Raw genomic sequence first — 21663 nt, 5'->3', positions numbered from 1 at the left:
ACCACCGCGGGCGTTCAGCGCTTCCTGGCCGGGGGCACCACCCCAGCCGATCCGCTGTGGTGGGCCGCGTGGACGGTCGAGCCGATGTTCGCCGGACTGCTGATCGTCCTGCTCAACTTCGAAGCGGTGATCCTGTCCTACGGCGTCGAACCCGACCACGCCTGGTGGACCCGGTTGAAACAGGTGCTGCTGGCCTCGACGTTGTTCATGAACGTCATCCCCCAGCTCATGCCGCTGTTCACCGACTGGGCGGGCTTCAACCCCGGTTCCGCGCTCGTGCACGCGATCATCCCGGTGATCGTCTACGCGCTGGCCGAAGTCATCCCCGTCATCCAAGCCCGCGCCCGGCAAGCCGTCCTCAACGGCTACGCCGAAGCCGACCAACACCAACCCGCCCCCGAACTGGCGGAACCGGTACCCGAACCCGGACCCGAACCCGTGCCCGCGGCACCGGCACCGGCACCGGCACCCGAACCAGAACCAGAACCAGAACCAGAACCGACCCCGCCGGAACCACCAGCAGTGGTCAAGGCGGTCAAGCGAGGGCCGAAGCTGCCCCCGCGGATGATCCAGGCGATCGACAACGCCCACGCTCAAGCCCTCAACGAGGGGCGGGAGTTCACCGCCACCGACGTGCAGAGGGTCGTCAAACTCCCCGACGACATGGCAACCCAGGTTGCCGCCAGCTACATCACCAACGGCCACGCCATGGTCTGAAAGCCGTTTCACCACAACTGAATACCGCAGATCCGTACCAGCTCGGCGGGACACCACCGAGCCAGAGTTCGGGCGGTGTCCCGCCTCTTTTCATGTCAGGAGGTGGACACCGTGCCTGCCGTTCCTCTGCTCGACCGTGACGCCTACGCCCGCATTGCCGCCGACGGGATGCAGCGACGAGCCCGCTCCACTGGCTTCCGCCAATGGCGCACCGCCGTCGCCGCTACCGGCGGCTGCACCCAACCGATCCGGCTCTCCGGCTCCTGGGCCGTCCAAGACGCCGGTACCGGCGAGACGATCGCCGACCGCACCGGCCACGTCCTGGTCCCCTGCGGAAACCGCCGCGAATCCGTCTGCATGGCCTGCTCCGACCGCTACGCCGCCGACGCCTTCCACCTCCTGAAAGCGGGGCTGACCGGAGACACCAAGGGCATCCCCGCCAGCGTCGCCGACAAGCCCCGGCTGTTCGTCACCCTCACCGCCCCCTCGTTCGGGCCGGTCCACAACCGCCGCACACCCCGCGGCAAAGCGATCCCGTGCCGGTGCGGCGAGTTCCACCACCCCGACGACCCCCGCCTCGGCCAGCCCCTTGACCCCGACACCTACGACTACGTGGGTCACGTGCTGTGGCAGGCACACGCCGGGGCACTGTGGCACCGCTTCACCACCTACCTCAAACGCCACCTCGCCCAAGCCGCCGGGCTCCGGCAAGCCGCATTCGCCGACCACGCCCGGCTCTCCTTCGCCAAGGTCGCCGAATTCCAGCGCCGCGGCCTCATCCACTTCCACGCCGTCATCCGGCTCGACGGACCCGACGGCCCCGGCGACCCCACCCCGCGCTGGGGCACGCCCGAGGTGCTGGCCGAGGCCGTCCGCACCGCGCACGCCAACGTCGCGATCACCTCCCCCGACGTCGACGGCCGCACCTGGGAACTGGCCTTCGGTGACCAGCTCGACGTCCGCCCGATCCGGCCGGTCAACGCCACCGAGGTCGAAGACGACCACGGCGTGATCACCGATGACCGGCTGGCCTCCTACGTCGCCAAGTACGCCACCAAGGGCACCAGCACCAGCGAAGCCGCCGACCGGCGCATCCGCTCGCAAGCCGACATCGACCGACTCCAGATCAGCGCCCACCACCGGCGGATCATCCAAACCGCCTGGGACCTGCCCGAACTCGTGTCGTGCCCGGACTGCCACCCCAGCGGCCCCCACCAGCCCGAGGGCTGCGGCTGCCAGCAGCGCGCCCACGCCAACTACTGCACCACCTGCAACAACGGCGGCGAGGTCACCCGCACCACCCGGCGGCACCGGCTCCACCCAGAGCTTGGCGACAAGCCCGACCCGATCGACGCGCTCAAGCTGCGGCACTGGGCGCACATGCTCGCCTTCCGCGGCCACTTCCTCACCAAGTCCCAGGCCTACTCCGTGCCGTTCCGGCAGATCCGCGACGACCGACGCCGCTACCAGCACGAAAACACCCTCGCCGAACTCGGCATCACCGACGAGAACTCGATCACCGTCGTCAACGACTGGGCCATGACCAGCGTCGGCCACCGCACCCCCGAAGAACGCGAACTCGCCGCAGCCATCGCCCAACGCCAACGCGACATGCGCAAGCACAGGTACGACACCGAACGAAAGGACTGACATGGAACGTCAGACGTACACAGTGGATGAAGTGGCAAAGGCGCTCGGGGTCTCCCGTGGCGTGGCCTACACACAGGTCCGCGAGGGGGCGATCCCATCGAGGCGGATGGGAAAGCGGTGGATCATCCCCAAGATTCGGTTTGACGCGTGGCTGGCTGGGGAGGGTGCCTGATGGGTTTCGTCAACTCGACCCCCGGCGGCAAGTGGCGCGCGAACTGGCGCGACCCGGAGGGCAAGCAACGTGCGAAGACATTCCGCACGAAACGCGAGGCCAATACGTTCCTGGCACAAATGGAGACGCAGAAGGCGCAAGGCTCCTACGTCTCGCCACATGCCGGCCGCGTCCTGTTCGGTGAGCACGCTCAACGCTGGATGGACACGTGGAACGTCGAAGCCACCACTGCCGCCCGTGATACGTCAATCATGCGCACCCACGTACTGCCCCAGTGGGGCGCGTGGTCGCTGTCGAAAGTGGATCACTTGGCGGTGCAGGCGTGGATCACCGAACTGTGCGAAAAGCGTTCACGCGCAACCGTAGTGGAGTGCTACCGCTTGACCTCAAGTGTGCTCAAGTCGGCAGTGCGCAATCGGCTGATCCCGTTCAATCCGGCGGAGGAGGTTCGGATCCCGAAGAAGCGCAGGCGCGACACTGACGACCGCATCATCAGTCGCGCCGACCTTCAAACCAGGCTTCTGCCGGCAGTTCCGGAGTTCTACCGCGGTGTGGTCGCGACCGCGGCCGGGGCGGGTCTGCGCTGGGGCGAGGTCGCCGGGCTCTGCGCAGACGCTCTCGACCTCAACAGCGGCACCTTGAGCGTCATCCGCACCGTCGTAGAAGTCAGCGGGAATACCTCGTTCAAGCCGTTCCCCAAGTCCACCGCTGGACGCCGGACGATCCCGTTGCCGCCGTGGCTACTCGAGATCATTCGAGAGCACGTCGAACGGTGGCCCTCCATCGACCAAGGGCCGGTGTTCTCCAATACGGTCGGCAAGCCACTCCGGAGAACTCTGTTTCGCTCTCGTGTGTGGAGACCCGCTCTCGTAGGTGCGGGGCTGCTGGGCAGGATCGCCGACAATCCGGCGGGCGGGTGGATCGGCTCCTGGACGGACAAACACGGTGCCCCCGCGGCTGCTGAATTCGGTACTCGCGATGCTGCGGTGCAGGAGGTGGCCAAGCGGGCAGCCGGAGGGCTGAAATTCCACGACCTCCGCCACTCCTACGCCACCTGGCTCGTGGACGACGGGGTGCCGGTGAACATGGTCCAGCGGGTCATGGGACACGAGCGCTCCGCAACGACCCTCGACCTCTACACCCGTCGCACCGATAACGGAGATCGCATCCTCCGCGCTCTCACCGATGGCGACGATGAAGGCGATGCGCTCGGCGGTATTCCGGTCCGCTGATCGGGATGCTGACTAATTGCTGACTGCGGTGCGATCGAGAAACGACGAAGGGCCTGGTTGGAGTCTTCTTTCGAAGCTCTGACCAGGCCCTTCGTGCTGTGGGCGATACTGGGATCGAACCAGTGAGCGCTTCGGTGCGAACGAAGCGCTCACCCGGCGAGGACGACCTTGCCGAGCTCGGCGGAGCCGGACAGCAGCGGGTGGCGGGGCAGCACGCGGACCGTGTAGCCGGCGGGCCCGGCGTGCGGGAGCGTCACCGTCGCCTCGTAGCGGTCGTCGACGGTCGGCTGCATGGACTCCGCGACGAAGTCGTGCAGCACGTCGGAGTCGTCGACACGACCCACCACCACCTCGACGTCCACATCGGACGGATCCAGACCGGCCAGGTCGACCCGCGCCCGCACCGTCACCTGCCCGCCGAGCAGCGGCGTCCCGTTCTCCACCGACATCTCGGTGTCGCTGACCCGAACCCAGGTCCACGCCGCCTGCAAGCGGGCCCGGTAGTCCGCGAGCTCCCGCGCGCCGCGGAAGTCGTCGGTGGTCATCGCCCGCATCGAGCGAGCCGCCGGGCCGTAGTGGCCGTCGACGTACTCGCGGATCATCCGGGACGCCTGCACGCGCGGGCCGAGCGTGGCCAGGGTGTGGCGCACCATCGACATCCACTTGCCCGGCACCCCGTCGGTGTTGCGCTCGTAGAACATCGGCGCCACGTGCTCGGAGATCAGCTCGTAGAGCGCCGCGGACTCCAGGTCGTCACGCCGGTTGGGGTCGCTGACGCCGTCGGCGTTGGGGATCGCCCAGCCGTTGTGGCCGTCGTACATCTCATCCCACCAGCCGTCGCGCACCGACAGGTTCAGCCCGCCGTTGAGCGCCGCCTTCATCCCCGACGTGCCGCACGCCTCCAGCGGCCGCACCGGGTTGCTCAGCCACACGTCGCAACCGGACACCAGGTAGCGCGCCAGGGACATGTCGTAGTCGGGCAGGAACACGATGCGGTGCCGCACGTCGACCTGGTCGGCGAAGCGCACGATCCGCTGGATCATCGCCTTGCCGCCCTCGTCGGCCGGGTGCGACTTGCCGGCCACCACGATCTGCACCGGGCGGTCGGCGTTGAGCAGCAGTTCCCGCAGCCGCTCGGTGTCGCGCAGCATCAGCGTCGCGCGCTTGTAGGTCGGCACCCGGCGGGCGAAACCGATGGTCAGCACGTCCGGGTCGAAGACCGAGTCGCACCAACCGAGTTCCAGGTCCGACGCGCCGCGCTGCAACCACGCGGTGCGCAACCTGCGGCGCACCTCGTCGACCAGCCGCTGACGCAGCGAGCAACGCAGCTCCCACAGCAGCGAGTCGCTGACCGGCTCCATGCCGCGCAGTCCCGCTCCGCTGTCCATTTCGGACTCACCGAGCAGCTTGCCCAACTCGCGCGCGGACCAGGTCGGCCCGTGCACGCCGTTGGTCACCGACTTGATCGGGATTTCCTCCAGCCCGAAACCCGGCCACAGACCGCGGAACATCTTGCGGATGACCTCGCCGTGGAGCTCCGACACCCCGTTGGCGCGCTGCGCGAGCCGCAACCCCATGTGCGCCATGTTGAACATGCCCGGGTTGTCCTCGGCGCCGAGCGCCAGCACGCGGTCGGTCGGCACGCCGGGCAGCAGGGCCTGCGCGGAACCGTCGCCGAAGTAGTGCCGCACCAGGTCCACCGGGAACCGGTCGATGCCGGCCGGCACCGGGGTGTGCGTGGTGAACACCGTCCCGGCGCGCACCGCCGCCACCGCCGGGTCGAATTGCAGGCCCGGCTCGTCCTGGAGCTCGCGAACCCGTTCCAGGCTGAGGAACCCGGCGTGGCCCTCGTTGGTGTGGAACACCTCGGGCTGCGGGTGCCCGGTCAGCTCGCAGTAGGCGCGGACCGCGCGCATGCCGCCGATGCCGGCCAGGATCTCCTGGCGGATCCGGTGCTCGGCGTCGCCGCCGTAGAGCCGGTCGGTGGTGCTGCGCAGGTCGTCGTCGTTCTCCGGCAGGTCGCTGTCGAGCAGCAGCAGCGGCACCCGGCCGACCTGCGCCTTCCAGATCCGGACGTGCAAGGTGCGCCCGGCGGGCATCGCCACCTGCACCAGCACCGGCTTGCCGGACTCCTCGGTCAGCACCTCCAGCGGCAGGCCGCGCGGGTCCAGCACCGGGTAGTGCTCGACCTGCCAGCCCTCGGTGGACAGCGCCTGCCGGAAGTAACCCGACCGGTACAGCAGCCCGACGCCGATCAGCGGAACGCCCAGGTCGGAGGCGGCTTTCAGGTGGTCGCCGGCGAGCACGCCGAGACCACCGGAGTAGTTGGGCAGCGCTTCGGTGAGGCCGAACTCCATGGAGAAGTAAGCGATGGAGTCGGGCAGGTCGGCGCCCTCGTCCTGCCGCTGCTGGTACCAGCGCGGCACGGTCCGGTAGCGGCGCAGGTCCTCGGCAACCGCGCGGGTGCGGGCCAGGAAGTCCTCGTCACCGGCCAGCTGCCGCAACCGCTCAGCGGGCACCTCGGCGAGCAGCCGCAGCGGGTCGCCGCCGACCGCCAACCACACCTTCGGGTCGACCGCCGCGAACAGGTCCTGCGTCGGCGGGTGCCAGGCCCAGCGGAGGTTGGTCGCCAACGTGCCGAGGGCGCTCAACGGCTCGGGCAGGTGGGCGCGCACGGTGAAACGGTGGACGGCTCTCACGGGAGCGGACCCTATACCGGACCGGCGCGGTGGGCGCGAACGTACCGACCGCCGCAGCGGGTGGGAAGCTTGGCGTCGTGCGCGCGTTCGGACCAGTGACGATGATGATCTTGCTACTCATCAGCTCCTGCGCAGCAGCACCCCCGGAACCGCCGCGTGTGGCTGATCACACCGTCGACCCCGGATTCGTGCACGGCACCGATCACGGCGACGTCGACCGGCTGGCCGCCACCGTGGTCACCGACGTCCAGGACTACTGGGCCGCGCAGTACCCGGCGGTGTTCGGCAAGCCGTGGCGCAACCTCGACGGTGGGTTCTTCTCCGTCGACACCAACGGCTCGGGCACCGCCCCGCCCTGCTCTGCCGACGTGCACGACTTGGAGGGCAACGCGTACTACTGCGCGACCGTCGACGCCATCGCCTGGGACCGCGCTGCGCTGCTGCCAGTCCTCCGCGAGCACTACGGGGACGCCGCGGTCGTCGTGGTGCTCGCGCACGAGCTCGGCCACGCGGTGCAGCAGCGCGCGGGGATCGGCGCCGACGCGACGCCCGTGCGCCTCGAAGCGATGGCTGACTGCTTCTCCGGCTCCTACGTGCGCTCCGTCGTCGACGGCCACTCCGAACGCTTGAGCATCAACGCCGAGCAGTTGGACCGGGCGTTGCACGCGATCATCCTGTTCCGCGATCCGGTGAGCACCAACAGCACCGATGCGCACGGCACCGCCTTCGAGCGCGTCACCGCGTTCCAGGACGGCTTCGCCAACGGCCCGCGCCGCTGCACCGACGTGACCGAGACGCCGATGGCCGAGCTGCCGCCCGACGGCCCCAACGTCGCGCTGGACCGAGCCCTTCGCACCGACGGAATCTCGCAGTACTTCGGCGATCTGGTCGCGCAGCACGGCGCGCAGTGGACGCCACCAGCCGTCGACCTCGACCGCGCCACGCTCGCCGACGTGCACGCCAACATCGGCGACCAGGCCGTCACCACCCTGCTGGCCGCGAAGTTCGCGCTGGCCGCCAACGCCGAGCTCGGCCGCCCGACAACCGGTGCCGAGGCGAGCAAGCAGACGATGTGCCTCACCGGCGCCTACACCGCCGCACAACCCGGGCTGGCGCAAGGCGACCTGGACGAGGCCGTGAGCGTCGTGCTCGACTCCGACGACATCGCCCGCCCGCTGACCGGGTTCGACCGGATCAGCGCCTTCCGCGCCGGAGTGCTCGGCGGCCCGGCCGCCTGCGGCTGAACGTGACGGGGGAAACCCCCTGCCACCTCGACCAGATCGCGGTGGGGCCGATCCGTCACCCGATAGGCTGCGGCGGGCACCGGGTGGCGCAGGGACATCCGGCGCGCGCAGAACTTTCGGCACCTGCAGCAGGATGGGGCGCGTCAGTGGCACGGGTATCGACGAGAAACCGACGGCGGAAGCGGATCCTCGGCACCGCGCTGTCCACGTTCACCTGCATCGCGCTGGTCGCCGGTTGCGCCCAGCAGATCAGCGGCACCCCGACCACGATGGGCAGCTACTCGACCACCGAGGTCGCCGGACTGCCGGTCACCAACGGGCCCAGCGGCCCCAAGCCGGGAGCCCCGGACGCGCCGCTGCCCGTCGAGGGCACCGACAACGGCCAGATGGACAAGCTCGCCCGCAACGCAGTGGCCGACATCGACGACTACTGGAGCGAGGTCTTCCCGGAGGCCTTCCCCGGCAAGCAGTTCGCGCCGGTCAAGCGCCTGGTCTCCTACGACTCCGGCGGCCCTGGCACGCAGGTGTGCGGCGAGGACACTGCGGGCGTGGTCAACGCGTTCTACTGCCCGCCGGACGACCTCATCGCCTGGGACCGCGGCACCTTGCTCCCCGAGCTGGACAACAGCTTCGGCCCGATGGCCGTGGTCGCCGTGCTCGCCCACGAAATGGGCCACGCCGTGCAGCACCGGGCGCGCACCGTCCGCAACGACGACCAGGTGATCGTGCTGGAGCAGCAGGCCGACTGCTTCACCGGCGCCTACTTCCGGCACGTCGCCGAGGGATCGTCGAAGTACTTCCAGCTCTCCACCGGACAAGGCCTCAACGATGTCATGGGCGTGCTGAGCTTCATCCGCGACGCGCCGGGCAAGTCCGACTTCCAGGGCAGCAACGCGCACGGCAGCGCCTTCGACCGGGTGACCGCCTTCCAGTACGGCTTCGACGAGGGCCCGCAGCGCTGCGCCAAGATGGACTTCAACGACGTCTCCAAGCGCACCACGCTGTTCGGCTCGTGGAAGGCCGAGCAGGACACCGACCTCCCGGTGGACCAGAAGGGCCTCGACGCCGTCGAGAAGAGCCTGCAGGAGGTCTTCCGCGACACCGGCGCCGTGCCCCCGACCATCACCACCGACCAGTCCGCGTGCGTCGGCCGCAAACCCACCACCCCGGCGGCCTACTGCGAGTCGACGAACACCGTCTCACTCGACCTGCCGTCGCTGCAGAAGATCGCCAAGCCGCCGAACAAGGACGTCGAGTCCGGCTACGGCGACTTCGCCGCCTACGCCCAAGTGGCCTCGCGCTACGTGCTGTCGGTGCAGAAGGCGGCCGGTCTCCCGCTGGACGACCCGGCGGCGGGCCTGCGCACGGCGTGCATGGTCGGCGCCTGGAGCGGCCTGCTGGTGGAGGACCCGATCGGCAAGCGAAACCCGGTCGGCAGCCTGCGCGTCGTGGCGGAGGACATCGACGAGGGCGTGTCCGCGCTCCTCGGCGAGGACAGCCTGATCGCGGCCGACGTCAACGGCAACCAGGTCCCCGTCGGCTTCGCCCGAGTAGAAGCCTTCCGCGTCGGCGTCCAAGAAGGCATGGCCCCCTGCAGCACCAAGTACAGCGCCTCCTGAAAACCTGCCTTTGAACTCGTTTTGCGTGGCGGTGCCAGCTGCGAGGGTGGGCTATGCGCTTGGCGGCGCATCAAAGACAAAGACCAAAACCAGGATTGAAGGCAGGCACCACCCACCCCCAGCTGAGCAGTGCCGTCCCGCAACCGGGGCGGCACTGCTGCTTTTCAACCAGAGCAACCGAAACACGATGACGGCGTCCTACGGGTCATGGATGACGAACGACAGCTCTTCTGGGACGGCTGCCACAACGTGCGGGACCTCGGCGGCCTCCGCGCCCGCGGTGCACCAGCTCGTGGCTGAGCACGGCGCTTCCGAAGCCGAGGTCATCGCGGGCGTGGTCGCGTCCCGCGACATGGCGACCTACCTGCGCTCCGCTGGGATGACCGACGAACTCCTGGCCGCGCTGCACGACCGCCTGCTCACCTGACGCCACCGAAAAGACAGCGGCCCGTCCCCGGTGCTGGGTGACGGGCCGCTGTCGGGAGGCTCAGAACAGGGCGCTGGCCAGGGCTCGGCGGGCGGCGCTGACTCGCTCGTCTCCCTCCGGGAAGACCTCGAAGGACTCGACGAGGTGGCGGCGGACGCGGTCGCGCTCTTCGCCCGAGGTGCGCTTGACCGTCTGGATCAGCCGGTTGAAGGCGCCTTCGACCTTGCCGATGGCCAGCTCGGCGTCGGCCGCGGCCAGCTGGGCGTCGATGTCCTCGGGGGCGGCATCGGCCCGCTCGATCGCGGTCGGGTCGGCCTGCTCGGCGCGTGCGGAGAACCGGACCTGCGCGAGCGCGTCCTTGGCCAGCTCGTTGTTCGGCTCGGTGTCCAAGATCTGCTGGTAGGCGGCCTCGGCACCGGCGTAGTCGCCGCGCTCCAGCGCGTCCTCAGCGGCGGTGAAGCGCGGGTCCTCGGGCTCCTCGACCGGCTCGGCCGCACCGCCCTGCTCCGCGGCGCGGATGCCGGGCATCTGGTCGCGCAGGGCGTTGAGCAGCTCGGTGATCCACTGGCGGATCTGCGGTTCCGGGAGCGCGCCGTTGAACGCGTCCACCGGCTGCCCGCCGGCGATCGCGATGACCATCGGCACCGACTGCACCTGGAACAGCTGCGCGATCCGCGGGTTGGCGTCGACGTCGACCTTCGCCAGCACCCACGAGCCGCCACCCTCCTGGGCCAGGCGCTCGAGCACCGGGGAGAGCTGCTTGCACGGTCCGCACCAGGTCGCCCACAGGTCGACGACCACCGGAACCTGCAGGGAGCGCTCGACGACCTCGTCCTGGAAGTTGGCCTCGGTGACGTCGATGACCGCTGCGGTCGCGGGCGCGGCACCACCTTCGCCAGCGGCGGCGGGCGGCTGCGCGGCTGCGCGGGCGTTGGCCTCGGCCCGGTTCTTCAGGGCCGACAAGTCGACTGCGCCCGCCATCGCGGCGGACATTGCTGCTGCGTTCTGGCGTGGATCAGGCCTCGTCACTCCCCCATCCTGACACGTTCCACCAGCCGGGCGGCGGCAGGGCGGCTGATGTTCAGCAGGCGACGACACCGCCTGGCCAAGTCAGACACGCCGTGAACTCCACAGATCAACTCGAAACAGTGAACAACTTCCCTCCATTGAGTGGAAGCCGCTCAAGAACTCTCAAGTTCGTTCGGTTTCACCACCGAAGGACGGACAGGGCCCGCGAGGACTGATGGTCTCGTGCGGCCTTCGGGGTCTCCGTTTGGTGGACCTCCTGAAAGTAGTTCAACGAGAGGTACGAAACAGTGCGTATTGCTACCCGTGTTGCCGGTGTCGCCGGTGCCGCTGCTCTCGGCGTCGTGACCCTGGGCACCGCCGCCTTCGCGGACAGCGCCAACAACAACGGCATCAACGCGATCGACGACAACAACATCAGCGCCGTTCCGGTGCAGCTGTGCGGCAACAACGTGGGTGCCGTCATCGGTATCGTCGTCCCGATCCTGTCGCCGCAGGCGAACAACTGCGTCAACGCGCCGGTCGTCGACCACCCCAAGTTCTGAGGGCCGTCGCAGCCAGCGAGCTGAAAAAGACCGGGGCGGTGTCGGTGCCGACGCCGCCCCGGTCTTTTTAATGCTCCGTCACTGCTCTCGCAGGTGGTTCTCGACTCGCTCCACCTTCGCCCGCAGTTGGCCGGTGTGGCCTGGTCGGATGTCGGCCTTGAGCACCAGGCTGGTGCGCGGGGCTCCGGCCGAGGCTGCTTCGGTGGCTCGCTTCACCACGTCCATGACCTCGTCCCACTCGCCCTCGATCGTGGTGAACATCGAGGTCGTCTCGTGCGGCAGGCCGGACTCCCGGACCACCTTCACCGCAGCCGCCACCGCTTCGCTGACGCTGTCGCTCTCACCGACCCCGCTCGGGGCCACGCTGAACGCCACCAGCACGTCTGCTCCTCCGTTCTTCCGCCCGGCGACAGGTGCCACCAGGCGTTGTGATCATGCGCCACCAACGCAACCACTGTCGCCGATTCCGCCGACTGCGGCACCACAGCCCACGACCGCACAGGAAACCGCTGCTAGCGTCGAACACCATGAGCCCCCGTAGCCCGCTGCCCTTCGACCCCATCGCCCGCGCGGCCGAGATCTGGGCCGAACGGGTAGGCCCGTCGACGACGATGGCCGCGGTCACCAGCGTGATGCGGGTGCAGCAGATCCTGCAGTCCGCGGTTGACAACGCGCTCCGGCCGCACAACCTGACGTTCGCCCGCTACGAGGCGCTGGTGCTGCTGACCTTCTCGCGGCGCGGCAGCCTGCCGATGCGAGTCATGGGCGACCGGCTCCAGCTGCACCCGACCAGCGTCACCAACATCGTCGACCGGCTCGAGCAGGACAGCCTGGTGCGGCGAATGCCACACCCCACCGACCGGCGCACGACCTTGGTCGAGATCACCGAGGACGGCCGGGACATGATGAAGAAGGCCACCGAGTCCGTCAACGAGATCGACTTCGGCCTCCGCGGCATCACCGAACGCCAGACCCAGCAGCTCACCGAACTACTGGTCAAGGTCCGGCACGCCGCCGGCGACTTCTAATGCTCGTTTTTGATCTTTGTTCTTTGATGCGCCGAAGGCGCATAGCCCACCCCTCGCAGCTTGCACCGCCGCGGGTTCTCAGCGTTCGCCTGGCGAGGACGGCCCGACTGCCGTGTATTGGCCATGCATAAAGTCGGGCACCCGCAGACCAGGCGGGCGCTGAGGTTCCGCTACCGGCACCGCCACGCAAAGCGAGGATGGAAACAGATTTTCAGCCCAGCTCGCGGAAGGCGTAGCGGACTCGGCCCCAGAACGTCGGTTCTTCCGAGTCCGATTCGGTCAGCAGGCCGCGGCGGTTGGCCCAGCGCTCGAACCACACCGTCGCCAGCGGCGGGACCGATGCGACCAGTGCCAGCACCAGCACACCGAACCGCCAGCGGAACGGGCTGAACACGACCAGGCAGATCACCACGTAGGCGGTGAAGATCGCGCCGTGGATCCAGCCCATCGCCGTCACGCCGGCCGGCATGTCCAGGCCGTACTTGAACGCCATCGCCACCAGCAGCCCCACCCACGAGAACGCCTCGGCGATCGCCACCAACCGGAACCAACCGGCATGAGTCCGCGGCACGTCGACCCCACTTCCGTCTAGAACGGCACTTCCTGCGAGTGTGCCCGGTGACGCACCTCACCCCCGTACCGGCCAGGTGCCGGTTCCACTAAGGCCGGGTCTGCTCGTCCACCCAGGACAGGTAGTCGGGGTTTCCGCCGATGATCGGGGTGGCGATGATCTCCGGCACGTCGTAGCCGTGCGCGGCCTTCAGGTGCTCGACGAGCGCGGGCAGCCGGGCGGCGGAGGTCTTGATCTGCAACTGCCACTCCGGGTCGTCCTGCGCCGCGCCCTCCCAGACGTAGAAGCTGCGGATCGGCACGACTTGGACGCAGGCGCCCAGGGCGGCCTCGACGACGCCGCGCGCCAGCTCGGCGGCGGACTCCTCGGAGTCGGTCGTGGTCACGACCTGCACATGATCAGCCATTCCCGCAGCGTAACCAGTCGTTTGCAAGACAACCTTGTCAAAGGATCGATTGGGCCGATCGGCTGACGTTCGGGGCCGGGTGGAGGCATTGGCGTGCGGCGGGATTGACAGCGGTCGGCGCGGCGGGGTGCAATGCCGCTCGCCATGACAACGTTGTCTGATTCCGGGAACGTCCGGCGCGCCACCATGAGCGACGTGGCGCGGCTAGCTGGCGTGAGCATCAAAACCGTGTCGCGGGTCGTCAACGCCGAGAGCGGCGTCACCCCGGCCACGGCGGAACGCGTGCTGTCCGCGATCGACCAGCTGGGGTTCCGGCGCAACCTCAGCGCCCGCAACCTCCGGCGCGGCACCGGGACCGGCACGCTGGGCCTGGTTCTGGAGGACCTCGCCAACCCCTTCTACTCGGTGCTGACCCGCGCGGTGGAGGAAGTCGCCCGGACCCGCGGCAAGCAGGTGCTCACCGGTTCGTCCGACGAGGACCCGGCGCGGGAGCGAGAGCTGGTGCTGGAGTTCTGCGCCCGCCGCGTCGACGGGCTGATCGTCGTCCCCGCCGGTCACCAGCACGGCTACATCGCGCACGAGATCAACGCGGGCACGCCGGTGGTGTTCGTGGACCGCCCGCCCGGCAACCTCGACGCCGACGCCGTGCTCATCGACAACTCCGGCGGCACCGCGCTCGCCGCGCAGCACCTCGCCGAGCACGGGCACCGGCAGATCGCGTTCCTGGGCGATGCCCCCGAGATCCACACCGCCGCCGAGCGGCTGCGCGGTTTCCGCGAGGGCTGTGCGCGGGCCGGTGTGCCGTTCGAATCCGACCTGGTGCTGATGGGCCCGCACACCGACGAGTCGGTGGCCGAGGCGTTGAGCACCACCCTGCGGCGCGCGACCGCGCTGGTGACCGGCAACAACCGGATCACCATCCAAGCCCTGCGCGCCTTGGCCGGGCGAGCTGATCGCCCGGCTCTGGTGGGTTTCGACGACTTCGAGCTGGCCGATCTGCTAGATCCGCCGATCACGGTCGTCACCCACGAAACGACGGCGTTGGGCCGGTCGGCCGCCGAGCTGCTGCTCTCGCGGCTCGACGGCGACCGCACCGCACCACGCCGCATCGTCGTCCCCACTCGGCTGTTGGCCCGAGGCTCTGGAGAGGTTGCACGTTGAGTTCTGTCCACGATGAACAGTCGGCGCAGGCGATCGTCCTGCCCGCCAACCAACCGCAGCAGTTCTACCGCGGCGGCACGTCCATCGCGGCGCTGCGCGGCGGCGGTGACGATCGCACGTTCGGCCCGGAGGACTGGATCGGGTCCACCACGACGCGGTTCGGCCAGCCCGAGTCGGGGCTGTCGCGGCTGCCCGACGGGCGTTGGCTGCGCGACGCGGTGCGCGAAGCGCCCGAGCAGTGGCTGGGCGCCGAGCACGTGGCCGAGTTCGGCGACAGCACGGCGCTGCTGGTCAAGCTGCTCGACGCCGGGCAGCGGCTGCCGGTGCACTGCCACCCGTCGGACCGGTTCGCCCAACAGCACCTGGGTTCGCGGTTCGGCAAGACCGAGGCGTGGATCGTGGTCGGCACCAGCGGCCCGAATCCCGTGGTGTACCTGGGTTTCCGGGACGACGTCGCGCCCGAGGTGGTCGAGCGCTGGGTGAGCGCTCAGGACTCCTCGGCGCTGCTGGGGTCGCTGAACGAGATCCCGGTGCGCCCCGGCGACACCGTGCACGTGCCCGCCGGCACCCCGCACGCGATCGGTGAGGGCGTGTTCATCGTCGAGCTGCAGCAGCCGACGGACTTCTCCGTCACATTGGAGTGGCAGGGCTTCCTGTCCGACGCCGAGAGCGCGTTCCTCGGCATGGATCAGCAGACCGCGCTGCAGACCCTCAACCGCAGCGGTTTCGACGACGCCGTGCTGACCTCGCTGATCAAGCGCACCGCGGACCAGGACGCGGCACGGGTCGGGCTGCTGGCAGAGGACGCCGAGCCGTTCTTCCGCGCTGATCGCTTGCACGGCTCGATCGACATTGAACCCTCCTTCGGGGTGCTGATCGTGTTGGACGGCAGCGGGAAGCTTCGCTCCGACGACGGAAGCGACCTCGAGCTGCGGCGCGGCACCACCGTGGTGGTCCCGCACGCGGCCGGGGCCGCGCAACTCGAAGGCGATCTCACCGCGGTGCACTGCCGTCCACCGTCCGCAGGGAGCCGGATATGACCGAACCACTGATGGAAGCCCGCGACCTGGTCAAGCGCTACGGCGGCGTGGAAGCGCTGCGCGGCGCGTCGTTCACCGTCCACCCCGGCGAAGTCGTCGCGCTCATCGGCGACAACGGGGCCGGCAAGTCCACACTGGTCAAATGCCTTTCCGGGGTGGAGCAACCGGATTCCGGGCAGATCCGGGTCGCGGGTGAACCGGTGGTGCTGGACTCCCCCACCACCGCCCGCGCGCACGGCATCGAGACCGCCTACCAGGACCTCGCGGTCGCCCCGGACCTGGATCCGGCGGCGAACCTGTTCCTGGGGCGGGAACTCCGGCGGCCGGGACTGCTCGGCAAGCTCGGGATGCTGGACAAGTCGGGGATGCGGGCGCAGGCCGCCGAGCAGTTCGCCAAGTTCGGGGTGTCGCTGCCGGACCTGAGCGTGCCGATCGGGTCGCTGTCCGGCGGTCAGCGGCAGAGCGTCGCGGTGGCCCGGTCGGTGGCGTGGGCGGACAAGCTGGTGTTCATGGACGAGCCGACCGCCGCGTTGGGCGTCGTGCAGCGCGAGCGCGTGCTGGAGGTGATCCGCCGGGTCCGCGACACCGGCATCGCAGTGGTGCTGATCAGCCACAACATGCCGGAAGTGCTGTCGGTGGCGGACCGGGTCGAGGTGCTGCGACTCGGCAGCCGGGTCGCGCGGTTCAACGCCGCCGAAGCGACCTTGGAGGACCTCGTCGGTGCGATGACCGGCGCGCTGTCGCAGGAGGACGCGAGCTGATGGCCACCCAGCAGAAAACCCAGAAGTCCGAAGTGGACGGCGGCATCGCACCGCAGAACAAGAGCCTCGGCGCAAAGCTGGCCTCCTCCAACACGCTGTGGACCGGTCTGGTGCTGCTCGCGCTGTGCGTGCTGTTCAGCGCGCTGCGGCCGGACGCGTTCCCCACCCTGTTCAACGCGCAGAACCTGCTGGTGCAGGCGGCGCCGCTGCTGATGCTCGCGGTCGGCATGACGTTCGTGATCATCACCTCCGGCATCGACCTGTCGGTCGGCTCGGTGCTGGTGTTCTCCGGCGTCGTCTCGGCGATGACCATGGAGGCGCTCAGCGGCGGTGACGCCACCAACGCGAGCTGGGGTGTGATCGCCGTCGGCCTGATCGTGGCGCTGATCGGCGGCGCGCTGTGGGGCGTGCTCAACGGCGTGCTGGTGGCGGTGGCCCGCGTGCCCGCGCTGATCGTCACGCTGGGCTCGTTCGGCGCGGCACTCGGTGCCGCGCAGCTGCTCACCAACGGTGTCGACGTGCGCACCGTGCCCAGCGCGCTGCGCCACACGCTCGGCACCGGGACGTCGCTCGGGATCGTGCCGAACCTGGTGATCCTGGCCGCGGCGGTCACGCTGCTGGCGATCTGGCTGCTGCACACCACGACCTTCGGCCGCTACACCTACGCGATCGGCTCGAACGCCGAAGCCGCCCGCCGCAGCGGCATCAAGGTCACCCGGCACCTCATCGCCGTCTACACCCTCACCGGGGTGCTGGCCGGGCTGGCCGGGTTCATGTCGCTGGCCTACTTCGGCACCACCACGATCAGCGGCCACAGCAACGACAACCTCAACGCGATCGCGGCGGTCGTGCTGGGCGGCACCAGCCTGTTCGGCGGCATCGGCACGGTGCTGGGCAGCGTCATCGGCGTGTTCATCCCGGCGGTGCTCGACGCCGGGTTCGTGATGGCGGGCGTGCGGCCGTTCTGGCAGCCCATCGCGGTGGGCGCGGTGCTGGTCGTCGCGGTGTGGCTGGACCAGCGCCGACGGCGGGCGCGCAACAACCGCTGAGAAAACTGTCTGACGAACTCATTTTGAATAGCGGTGCGGGTAGCGGAACCTCAGCGCCCGCCTGGACTGCGGGTGCCAACCCTTATGTATGCCAATACACGGCGGCTTGGCCGTCCTCGCCAGGCGAACGCTGAGAACCCGCGGCGGTGCCAGTTGCGAGGGTGGGCTATGCGCCTGGCGGCGCATCAAAGACAAAGACCTGGATCAAAGACAGTCACTGAGAAGTTCTTCCGACCAAACCGGCACAACGGCGTGTGGAGGGTGATTTCGGATGAGAACGTGCAAGACGGTGCTCGCGGTGGGTGCGGCGCTGCTGCTGGCGGGCTGCGGGTCCGGCCAGATCGGTGACACCGGCGGCGGCCAGACCGACCCGAACAACAAGGACCTCGCGCTGATCACCGGTATGCGCGGCGAACCGTTCTACGTCTCCATCGAGTGCGCGGCCCAGCAGGAGGCCGCTGCGGAGGGCTACCAGCTCAACACGCAGGCCCCGGAGAAGTTCGAGCAGGCCGAGCAGTCGCAGATCCTGGGCGGCATCGTCAGCAGCAAGCCCGGTGCGGTGATCATCGCCCCGACCGACGACAAGGCGCTGGCCGCGCCGCTGCAGCAGGCCAAGAGCAACGGCATCCAGGTCGTCGAGGTCGACACCGCGCTCGACGACCGCTCCATCGCGGTCACCTCGCTGTCCTCCGACAACTACGCGGGCGGCCAGCTCGCCGCGCAGACCCTGGCCCAGCTAGTCGGCGACAAGCCCGGTTCGGTGCTGGCGCTGAACACCAAGGCCGGCACCTCCACCACCGACGAGCGCGCCAAGGGCTTCGAGGAGGAGATCGCCAAGCACCCGAACCTGAAGCTGCTGCCGACCCAGTACACCGAGAACGAACCGGCGACCGCGGCCCAGATCGTCTCCTCGACGCTGGCCGCGAACCCGGACCTGGTGGGCGTGTTCGGCACCAACCTCAACACCGGTGAAGGGGCGGCGACCGCGCTGTCCAACGCGGGAAAGTCCGGCCAGGTCCAGCTGGTCGGCTTCGACGCCAGCCCCAAGCAGGTCGACGACCTGCACAACGGCCGCGTCCAGGCGCTCATCGCCCAGGACCCGGCCAAGATCGGCCAGGAGGGCGTCAAGCGAGCGATCGCGGCGATCAAGGGCGAGCAGGTCGAGCGCGAGACCAAGACCGAGATGATCGCCATCACCCGCGACAACATGGACCAGCAGGCGCAGCACTTCTACAAGTCGCACTGCTGATCCGCTCGACCCACCAGCCCCGAACTCGCAGGCCGGGGCTGGTGGGTCGCGGCTACCGTGGGGGTATGGCCTCCTACGGCGAATTTCTTCCCGGGCGCAAGTTGAAGCACGAGGGTGACGAAACCGGCATTTCGAAGGGGCACGACCCCGGCGGTCCGCTGGACCTCGAACGGGGTGTGGTGTTCCTCGCGCCGCCCGCGCAGCCCGCCCCCGACGAGCACCCCGCCCCCAACGAGCACGAGGACTCCGACCAGCCGAGCTGATCGGCGTCACAGGCTGGTAGCGGTTCTCCCCAATCACGCACGGTGCCCGAAAGGCTCCGTTAATGTCCCACGGGCAGATGAACATCGTGAGCGAAATCGTGCAGCGGTGATCACTGTCTGTGCTCTACCGGAGTGCGCCGTACCCACGCGGGGATTTGGAGGAAGGGACGCCGTGCAGCCGAACAACGTGTTTGGGAACGCCGATCTCGAGCAGGCCGAGGCCGTCGAGGACGGAACCGCGCTGATCGGGAACATGAAGCCCGCGGGCATCGAGGGGCCAATCTCCCCCGAGCAGCGGCAGGCCATCGCGCACCGGATCGGCCAGGACTGGAACCGGATCAGCTCCAGCATCGCCGAGCTGTTCGCCACCGGTGTCCCCAGCAACGATCCCCGCACCCAGCAGGTCGTAGGCGAGCACCACCGGTGGATCCGCAACTTCTGGACCCCGGACCGGGCCTCCTACCTGCGGCTGGCGGAGATGTACGTGAACCAGCCGAAGTTCCGCCGCCGCATCGAGCGCCGCAAGCCCAATGGGATGGCGGCGTACCTGCGCGAGGCGATGATCACCTACGCCTGGGCCAACCTGCGCTGACCGCGATCTGTGGCTGTCAGGGCGATCCCGTTGAATGGTCACCATGCGGAGGTGGGTGCTGCACATGGACATGGATGCGTTCTTTGCATCCGTGGAGCAGCTGACCCGCCCCACCGTGAAGGGCCGTCCGGTGCTGGTCGGCGGGGCCGGCCCGCGCGGCACCGTGGCCGGGGCCAGCTACGAGGCGCGCGAGTACGGCGCTCGCTCGGCGATGCCGATGGCCGAAGCGCGCCGCCGCTGCCCCGTTGCCGTGGTGCTGCCGCCGCGGTTCCAGGTCTACCAAGCGGTGAGCAAGCGGGTGCTGGGCATCGTGCGGGAGGTCTCCGACGTCGTCGAGCAAGTGTCGGTGGACGAGGCGTTCCTCGAACCCACCGAGCTGGCCGATGCGCCGACCGAACGCGTCGAGCACTTCGCCACCCAGCTGCGCGCGCGGGTGCAGCGCGAGGTCGGGGTGACCGCTTCGATCGGCGCCGGGCCGGGCAAGCAGCTCGCCAAGATCGGCTCTGACCTGGCCAAACCGGACGGGATGCTGGTGGTGCCCACAGAGGAGCAGTTGGAGCTGCTGTCGGCGTTGCCGGTGCGCAAGATGTGGGGCATCGGGCCGGTGACCGAGTCCAAGCTGCACCGCATCGGCGTGCACACCATCGGCGAGCTGGCCGATCTGCACCTCAACGACGCGGTCTCGCTGCTCGGGCAGGCGCACGGCACCGAGCTGCACCGGCTCGCGCACGGCATCGACGAGCGTCCGGTGGCCGAGCGGGCCGAGGCCAAGCAGGTCAGCGCGGAGACCACGTTCGACGTCGACATCACCGATCGGGCCGAGCTGCTCTCGGAGGTGCTCGGGGTCGCCGAGTCGGCGCACCGCCGGCTGGTGTCTTCGGGGCGGGCGGCGCGCACGGTGACGATCAAGGTGCGCGACTCCGACTTCACCACGATCAACCGGGCCGAGACCTTCACCTCGGCGACCAGCGATTTCGGCGCGCTCTCCGCCGCCGCACGACGACTGCTGCCGATCGCGATCCCGCCCGGGACGCCGGTGCGACTGGTCGGGGTGTCCTACTCCGGACTGGCGACCTCCGAGCAGGAGCCGCTCTTCGACAACCCCGCTGACCAGCCCGGACCTGCCGAACCGACACCGCAACCGGTCGTCCGCCCCACCCCGGAACCGGAGGTCCGGCAGTGGCGGGCCGGCGACGACCTGGTGCACGCCGAGCACGGGCACGGCTGGGTGCAGGGTGCCGGGCACGGCCGGGTCACGGTGCGGTTCGAGACCGCCGCCACCGGGCGCGGGGTGGCCCGCACCTTCGCCATCGACGACCCGCAGCTGAGCGCGGCGGATCCGCTGGACAGCCTCGGCTGGTGATCAGTATTGCGGCTTCGGCTGCTCGCGGCGGTAGTGGCCGATCCACTTCTGCGGGGCGACGTCCTGCACCGCTCCTTCCAGCGCCTTCGGCAGGCGGCTGAACGGCGGCAGGTGGAACCGGTAGCGCTCGCCGGGCATGCCGGGCACCGACGCGGGTTCGGTGATCCGCCAGCGCTCCAGCTCCGGGTGCCGCGCGGGGAAACCGGGGTCGGCCGGGTAGAACTCCAGCGCCCGGCGGCGCTCGGGGGCGATCGGGCGGCGGTTCTGGATCCACGGCAGCGTGCCGACGCCGATGGCCTTGATCTCGTCCCACGCCACGCCGACGACCTCACCGGAGGTGCGCGCGTAGAAACCGCTGCGGTCGATCAGGAACCCGCGGCCGTTGAACATGCCGCGGGACGCGGAGATGAACCACAGGAAGATCACGCCGAACACCAGCTGCCAGACCCACAGGCCGACGGTGCTGCCCTTGCTGGCCAGCGTCGCCGCGACCAGCACCATGCACAGACCGCTGAGTCCACCCCCGATGGCCAGTGCCTTGAAGCTGCTGGCGCTGACATCGACGTCGCGCGCGTCGGCGCTGAGGACGACGGCCCGGTGCCCGCCGCCGGGCTGCACCCGCGTCGCCGGCCCCTGCATCACGTCGCGCTCCGAGGTGTAGCGGGCGGTGCCACGCTCGCCGAGCGGGCGAGCGTGCATCGTCTGCTGCTCCTGGTCGTTGCCCCGGTCAGCGCGTTCCCATCCACCTGGCAGCCACTTCATGCTGTCCAGAGTAGCCATGGCCGACGAAGCCGATCTTGGAAGCCGTCCGATTTCAGGGTCGGCCCCGGGGGATCTCAGGGTCGGTGG

General features: G+C 69.3%; 23 protein-coding genes. 17 read left to right on the top strand and 6 right to left on the bottom strand.

The genetic code is table 11. The annotated features are described in order from the left end of the window. The 4 genes from ACWCO2_RS10385 to ACWCO2_RS10370 form a co-directional block, all read left to right on the top strand. On the top strand, window positions 1-717 hold a 717-nt coding region (locus ACWCO2_RS10385), incomplete at its 5' end, for a hypothetical protein (RefSeq protein ID WP_450127429.1). A gap of 111 nt (window positions 718-828) precedes the next feature. Further along, window positions 829-2367, top strand: coding sequence for a replication initiator (locus ACWCO2_RS10380; protein ID WP_450127428.1), 1539 nt, complete (start codon window positions 829-831; stop codon window positions 2365-2367). A 1-nt stretch (window position 2368) separates the two neighbouring features. Further along, window positions 2369-2539, top strand: coding sequence for a helix-turn-helix domain-containing protein (locus ACWCO2_RS10375; protein ID WP_450127427.1), 171 nt, complete (start codon window positions 2369-2371; stop codon window positions 2537-2539). After that, window positions 2539-3771 (top strand): tyrosine-type recombinase/integrase, encoded by a 1233-nt coding sequence (locus ACWCO2_RS10370; protein ID WP_450127426.1) that lies wholly within the window; start codon window positions 2539-2541, stop codon window positions 3769-3771. The genes ACWCO2_RS10375 and ACWCO2_RS10370 overlap by 1 nt, the downstream gene beginning before the upstream one ends. 149 nt (window positions 3772-3920) lie before the next feature. Here the strand turns inward: ACWCO2_RS10370 and glgP are convergent, their stop codons facing one another. Beyond that, window positions 3921-6470 (bottom strand): alpha-glucan family phosphorylase, encoded by a 2550-nt coding sequence (glgP, locus tag ACWCO2_RS10365; RefSeq protein ID WP_450127425.1) that lies wholly within the window; start codon window positions 6468-6470, stop codon window positions 3921-3923. A 158-nt stretch (window positions 6471-6628) separates the two neighbouring features. On the opposite strand from glgP, the gene ACWCO2_RS10360 reads away from it, so the two are divergent. The 3 genes from ACWCO2_RS10360 to ACWCO2_RS10350 all read left to right on the top strand — a co-directional run bounded on the left by ACWCO2_RS10360 (window position 6629) and on the right by ACWCO2_RS10350 (window position 9760). Then, window positions 6629-7714 (top strand): peptidase, encoded by a 1086-nt coding sequence (locus ACWCO2_RS10360; protein ID WP_450127424.1) that lies wholly within the window; start codon window positions 6629-6631, stop codon window positions 7712-7714. Window positions 7715-7860: 146 nt separating this feature from the next. Then, window positions 7861-9333 (top strand): neutral zinc metallopeptidase, encoded by a 1473-nt coding sequence (locus ACWCO2_RS10355; RefSeq protein WP_450127423.1) that lies wholly within the window; start codon window positions 7861-7863, stop codon window positions 9331-9333. 211 nt (window positions 9334-9544) lie between these two features. After that, window positions 9545-9760 (top strand): hypothetical protein, encoded by a 216-nt coding sequence (locus ACWCO2_RS10350; protein WP_450127422.1) that lies wholly within the window; start codon window positions 9545-9547, stop codon window positions 9758-9760. Window positions 9761-9820: 60 nt separating this feature from the next. Here the strand turns inward: ACWCO2_RS10350 and ACWCO2_RS10345 are convergent, their stop codons facing one another. After that, window positions 9821-10753, bottom strand: coding sequence for a tetratricopeptide repeat protein (locus tag ACWCO2_RS10345; RefSeq protein WP_450127421.1), 933 nt, complete (start codon window positions 10751-10753; stop codon window positions 9821-9823). Between the two features lie 323 nt (window positions 10754-11076). Here ACWCO2_RS10345 and ACWCO2_RS10340 point away from each other — a divergent pair, with 323 nt between their 5' ends. Continuing rightward, entirely contained in the window at window positions 11077-11331 is a 255-nt protein-coding gene (locus ACWCO2_RS10340; protein WP_450127420.1) for a hypothetical protein, read from the top strand. Between the two features lie 78 nt (window positions 11332-11409). Here the strand turns inward: ACWCO2_RS10340 and ACWCO2_RS10335 are convergent, their stop codons facing one another. Further along, window positions 11410-11712 carry an MTH1187 family thiamine-binding protein gene (locus ACWCO2_RS10335; RefSeq protein ID WP_450127419.1) on the bottom strand — a complete coding sequence of 101 codons (303 nt, stop codon included), beginning with the start codon at window positions 11710-11712 and terminating at the stop codon, window positions 11410-11412. Window positions 11713-11858: 146 nt separating this feature from the next. On the opposite strand from ACWCO2_RS10335, the gene ACWCO2_RS10330 reads away from it, so the two are divergent. Further along, entirely contained in the window at window positions 11859-12359 is a 501-nt protein-coding gene (locus ACWCO2_RS10330) for a MarR family winged helix-turn-helix transcriptional regulator (protein WP_450127418.1), read from the top strand. Window positions 12360-12570: 211 nt separating this feature from the next. Here the strand turns inward: ACWCO2_RS10330 and ACWCO2_RS10325 are convergent, their stop codons facing one another. Further along, window positions 12571-12930: a DUF3817 domain-containing protein gene (locus ACWCO2_RS10325; RefSeq protein ID WP_450127417.1), complete on the bottom strand. Its 360-nt coding sequence runs from the start codon at window positions 12928-12930 to the stop codon at window positions 12571-12573. Between the two features lie 88 nt (window positions 12931-13018). Beyond that, complete coding sequence (cutA, locus tag ACWCO2_RS10320; RefSeq protein WP_450127416.1) at window positions 13019-13336, bottom strand: divalent-cation tolerance protein CutA; 318 nt, start codon at window positions 13334-13336, stop codon at window positions 13019-13021. Window positions 13337-13522: 186 nt separating this feature from the next. Between cutA and ACWCO2_RS10315 the strand changes: the two genes are divergently transcribed. The 8 genes from ACWCO2_RS10315 (at window position 13523) to ACWCO2_RS10280 (ending at window position 20814) form a co-directional block, all read left to right on the top strand. Continuing rightward, on the top strand, window positions 13523-14497 hold the full coding sequence (locus ACWCO2_RS10315) for a LacI family DNA-binding transcriptional regulator (RefSeq protein WP_450127433.1): 975 nt from the start codon (window positions 13523-13525) through the stop codon (window positions 14495-14497). Then, window positions 14494-15537, top strand: a complete 1044-nt coding sequence (locus tag ACWCO2_RS10310; RefSeq protein WP_450127415.1) for a class I mannose-6-phosphate isomerase — start codon at window positions 14494-14496, stop codon at window positions 15535-15537. Before ACWCO2_RS10315 ends, ACWCO2_RS10310 begins: the two co-directional genes overlap by 4 nt. Beyond that, on the top strand, window positions 15534-16298 hold the full coding sequence (locus tag ACWCO2_RS10305) for an ATP-binding cassette domain-containing protein (RefSeq protein ID WP_450127414.1): 765 nt from the start codon (window positions 15534-15536) through the stop codon (window positions 16296-16298). The genes ACWCO2_RS10310 and ACWCO2_RS10305 overlap by 4 nt, the downstream gene beginning before the upstream one ends. Then, the gene (locus ACWCO2_RS10300; protein WP_450127413.1) at window positions 16298-17347 is read left to right on the top strand and encodes an ABC transporter permease; all 1050 of its coding nucleotides are present in this window, start codon (window positions 16298-16300) and stop codon (window positions 17345-17347) included. The genes ACWCO2_RS10305 and ACWCO2_RS10300 overlap by 1 nt, the downstream gene beginning before the upstream one ends. A gap of 271 nt (window positions 17348-17618) precedes the next feature. Continuing rightward, window positions 17619-18596, top strand: coding sequence for an ABC transporter substrate-binding protein (locus tag ACWCO2_RS10295; protein ID WP_450127412.1), 978 nt, complete (start codon window positions 17619-17621; stop codon window positions 18594-18596). A gap of 65 nt (window positions 18597-18661) precedes the next feature. Further along, complete coding sequence (locus tag ACWCO2_RS10290) at window positions 18662-18859, top strand: hypothetical protein (protein ID WP_450127411.1); 198 nt, start codon at window positions 18662-18664, stop codon at window positions 18857-18859. A gap of 172 nt (window positions 18860-19031) precedes the next feature. Then, window positions 19032-19451 carry a TipAS antibiotic-recognition domain-containing protein gene (locus ACWCO2_RS10285; protein WP_450127410.1) on the top strand — a complete coding sequence of 140 codons (420 nt, stop codon included), beginning with the start codon at window positions 19032-19034 and terminating at the stop codon, window positions 19449-19451. 43 nt (window positions 19452-19494) lie between these two features. Further along, on the top strand, window positions 19495-20814 hold the full coding sequence (locus ACWCO2_RS10280) for a DNA polymerase IV (protein ID WP_450127409.1): 1320 nt from the start codon (window positions 19495-19497) through the stop codon (window positions 20812-20814). Here the strand turns inward: ACWCO2_RS10280 and ACWCO2_RS10275 are convergent, their stop codons facing one another. Then, window positions 20815-21576, bottom strand: a complete 762-nt coding sequence (locus ACWCO2_RS10275) for a hypothetical protein (RefSeq protein ID WP_450127408.1) — start codon at window positions 21574-21576, stop codon at window positions 20815-20817. It lies immediately after the preceding gene. Between the last annotated feature and the right edge of the window lie 87 nt (window positions 21577-21663).

Source organism: Saccharopolyspora sp. NPDC002376 (assembly GCF_053593195.1).
The sequence above is the reverse complement of the archived record's forward strand: the minus strand, read 5'-3'. Positions and strand labels throughout refer to the sequence as shown.

Coding starts and splice junctions, on each gene's coding strand:
- ACWCO2_RS10290 (WP_450127411.1), top strand. CDS start 18,662: ATGGCCTCCTACGGCGAATTTCTTCCCGGGCGCAAGTTGAAGCACGAG.
- ACWCO2_RS10280 (WP_450127409.1), top strand. CDS start 19,495: ATGCGGAGGTGGGTGCTGCACATGGACATGGATGCGTTCTTTGCATCC.
- ACWCO2_RS10350 (WP_450127422.1), top strand. CDS start 9,545: ATGACGAACGACAGCTCTTCTGGGACGGCTGCCACAACGTGCGGGACC.
- ACWCO2_RS10305 (WP_450127414.1), top strand. CDS start 15,534: ATGACCGAACCACTGATGGAAGCCCGCGACCTGGTCAAGCGCTACGGC.
- ACWCO2_RS10295 (WP_450127412.1), top strand. CDS start 17,619: ATGAGAACGTGCAAGACGGTGCTCGCGGTGGGTGCGGCGCTGCTGCTG.
- cutA (WP_450127416.1), bottom strand. CDS start 13,336: ATGGCTGATCATGTGCAGGTCGTGACCACGACCGACTCCGAGGAGTCC.
- ACWCO2_RS10370 (WP_450127426.1), top strand. CDS start 2,539: ATGGGTTTCGTCAACTCGACCCCCGGCGGCAAGTGGCGCGCGAACTGG.
- ACWCO2_RS10275 (WP_450127408.1), bottom strand. CDS start 21,576: ATGAAGTGGCTGCCAGGTGGATGGGAACGCGCTGACCGGGGCAACGAC.
- ACWCO2_RS10300 (WP_450127413.1), top strand. CDS start 16,298: ATGGCCACCCAGCAGAAAACCCAGAAGTCCGAAGTGGACGGCGGCATC.
- ACWCO2_RS10315 (WP_450127433.1), top strand. CDS start 13,523: ATGAGCGACGTGGCGCGGCTAGCTGGCGTGAGCATCAAAACCGTGTCG.
- ACWCO2_RS10330 (WP_450127418.1), top strand. CDS start 11,859: ATGAGCCCCCGTAGCCCGCTGCCCTTCGACCCCATCGCCCGCGCGGCC.
- ACWCO2_RS10345 (WP_450127421.1), bottom strand. CDS start 10,753: ATGTCCGCCGCGATGGCGGGCGCAGTCGACTTGTCGGCCCTGAAGAAC.
- ACWCO2_RS10375 (WP_450127427.1), top strand. CDS start 2,369: ATGGAACGTCAGACGTACACAGTGGATGAAGTGGCAAAGGCGCTCGGG.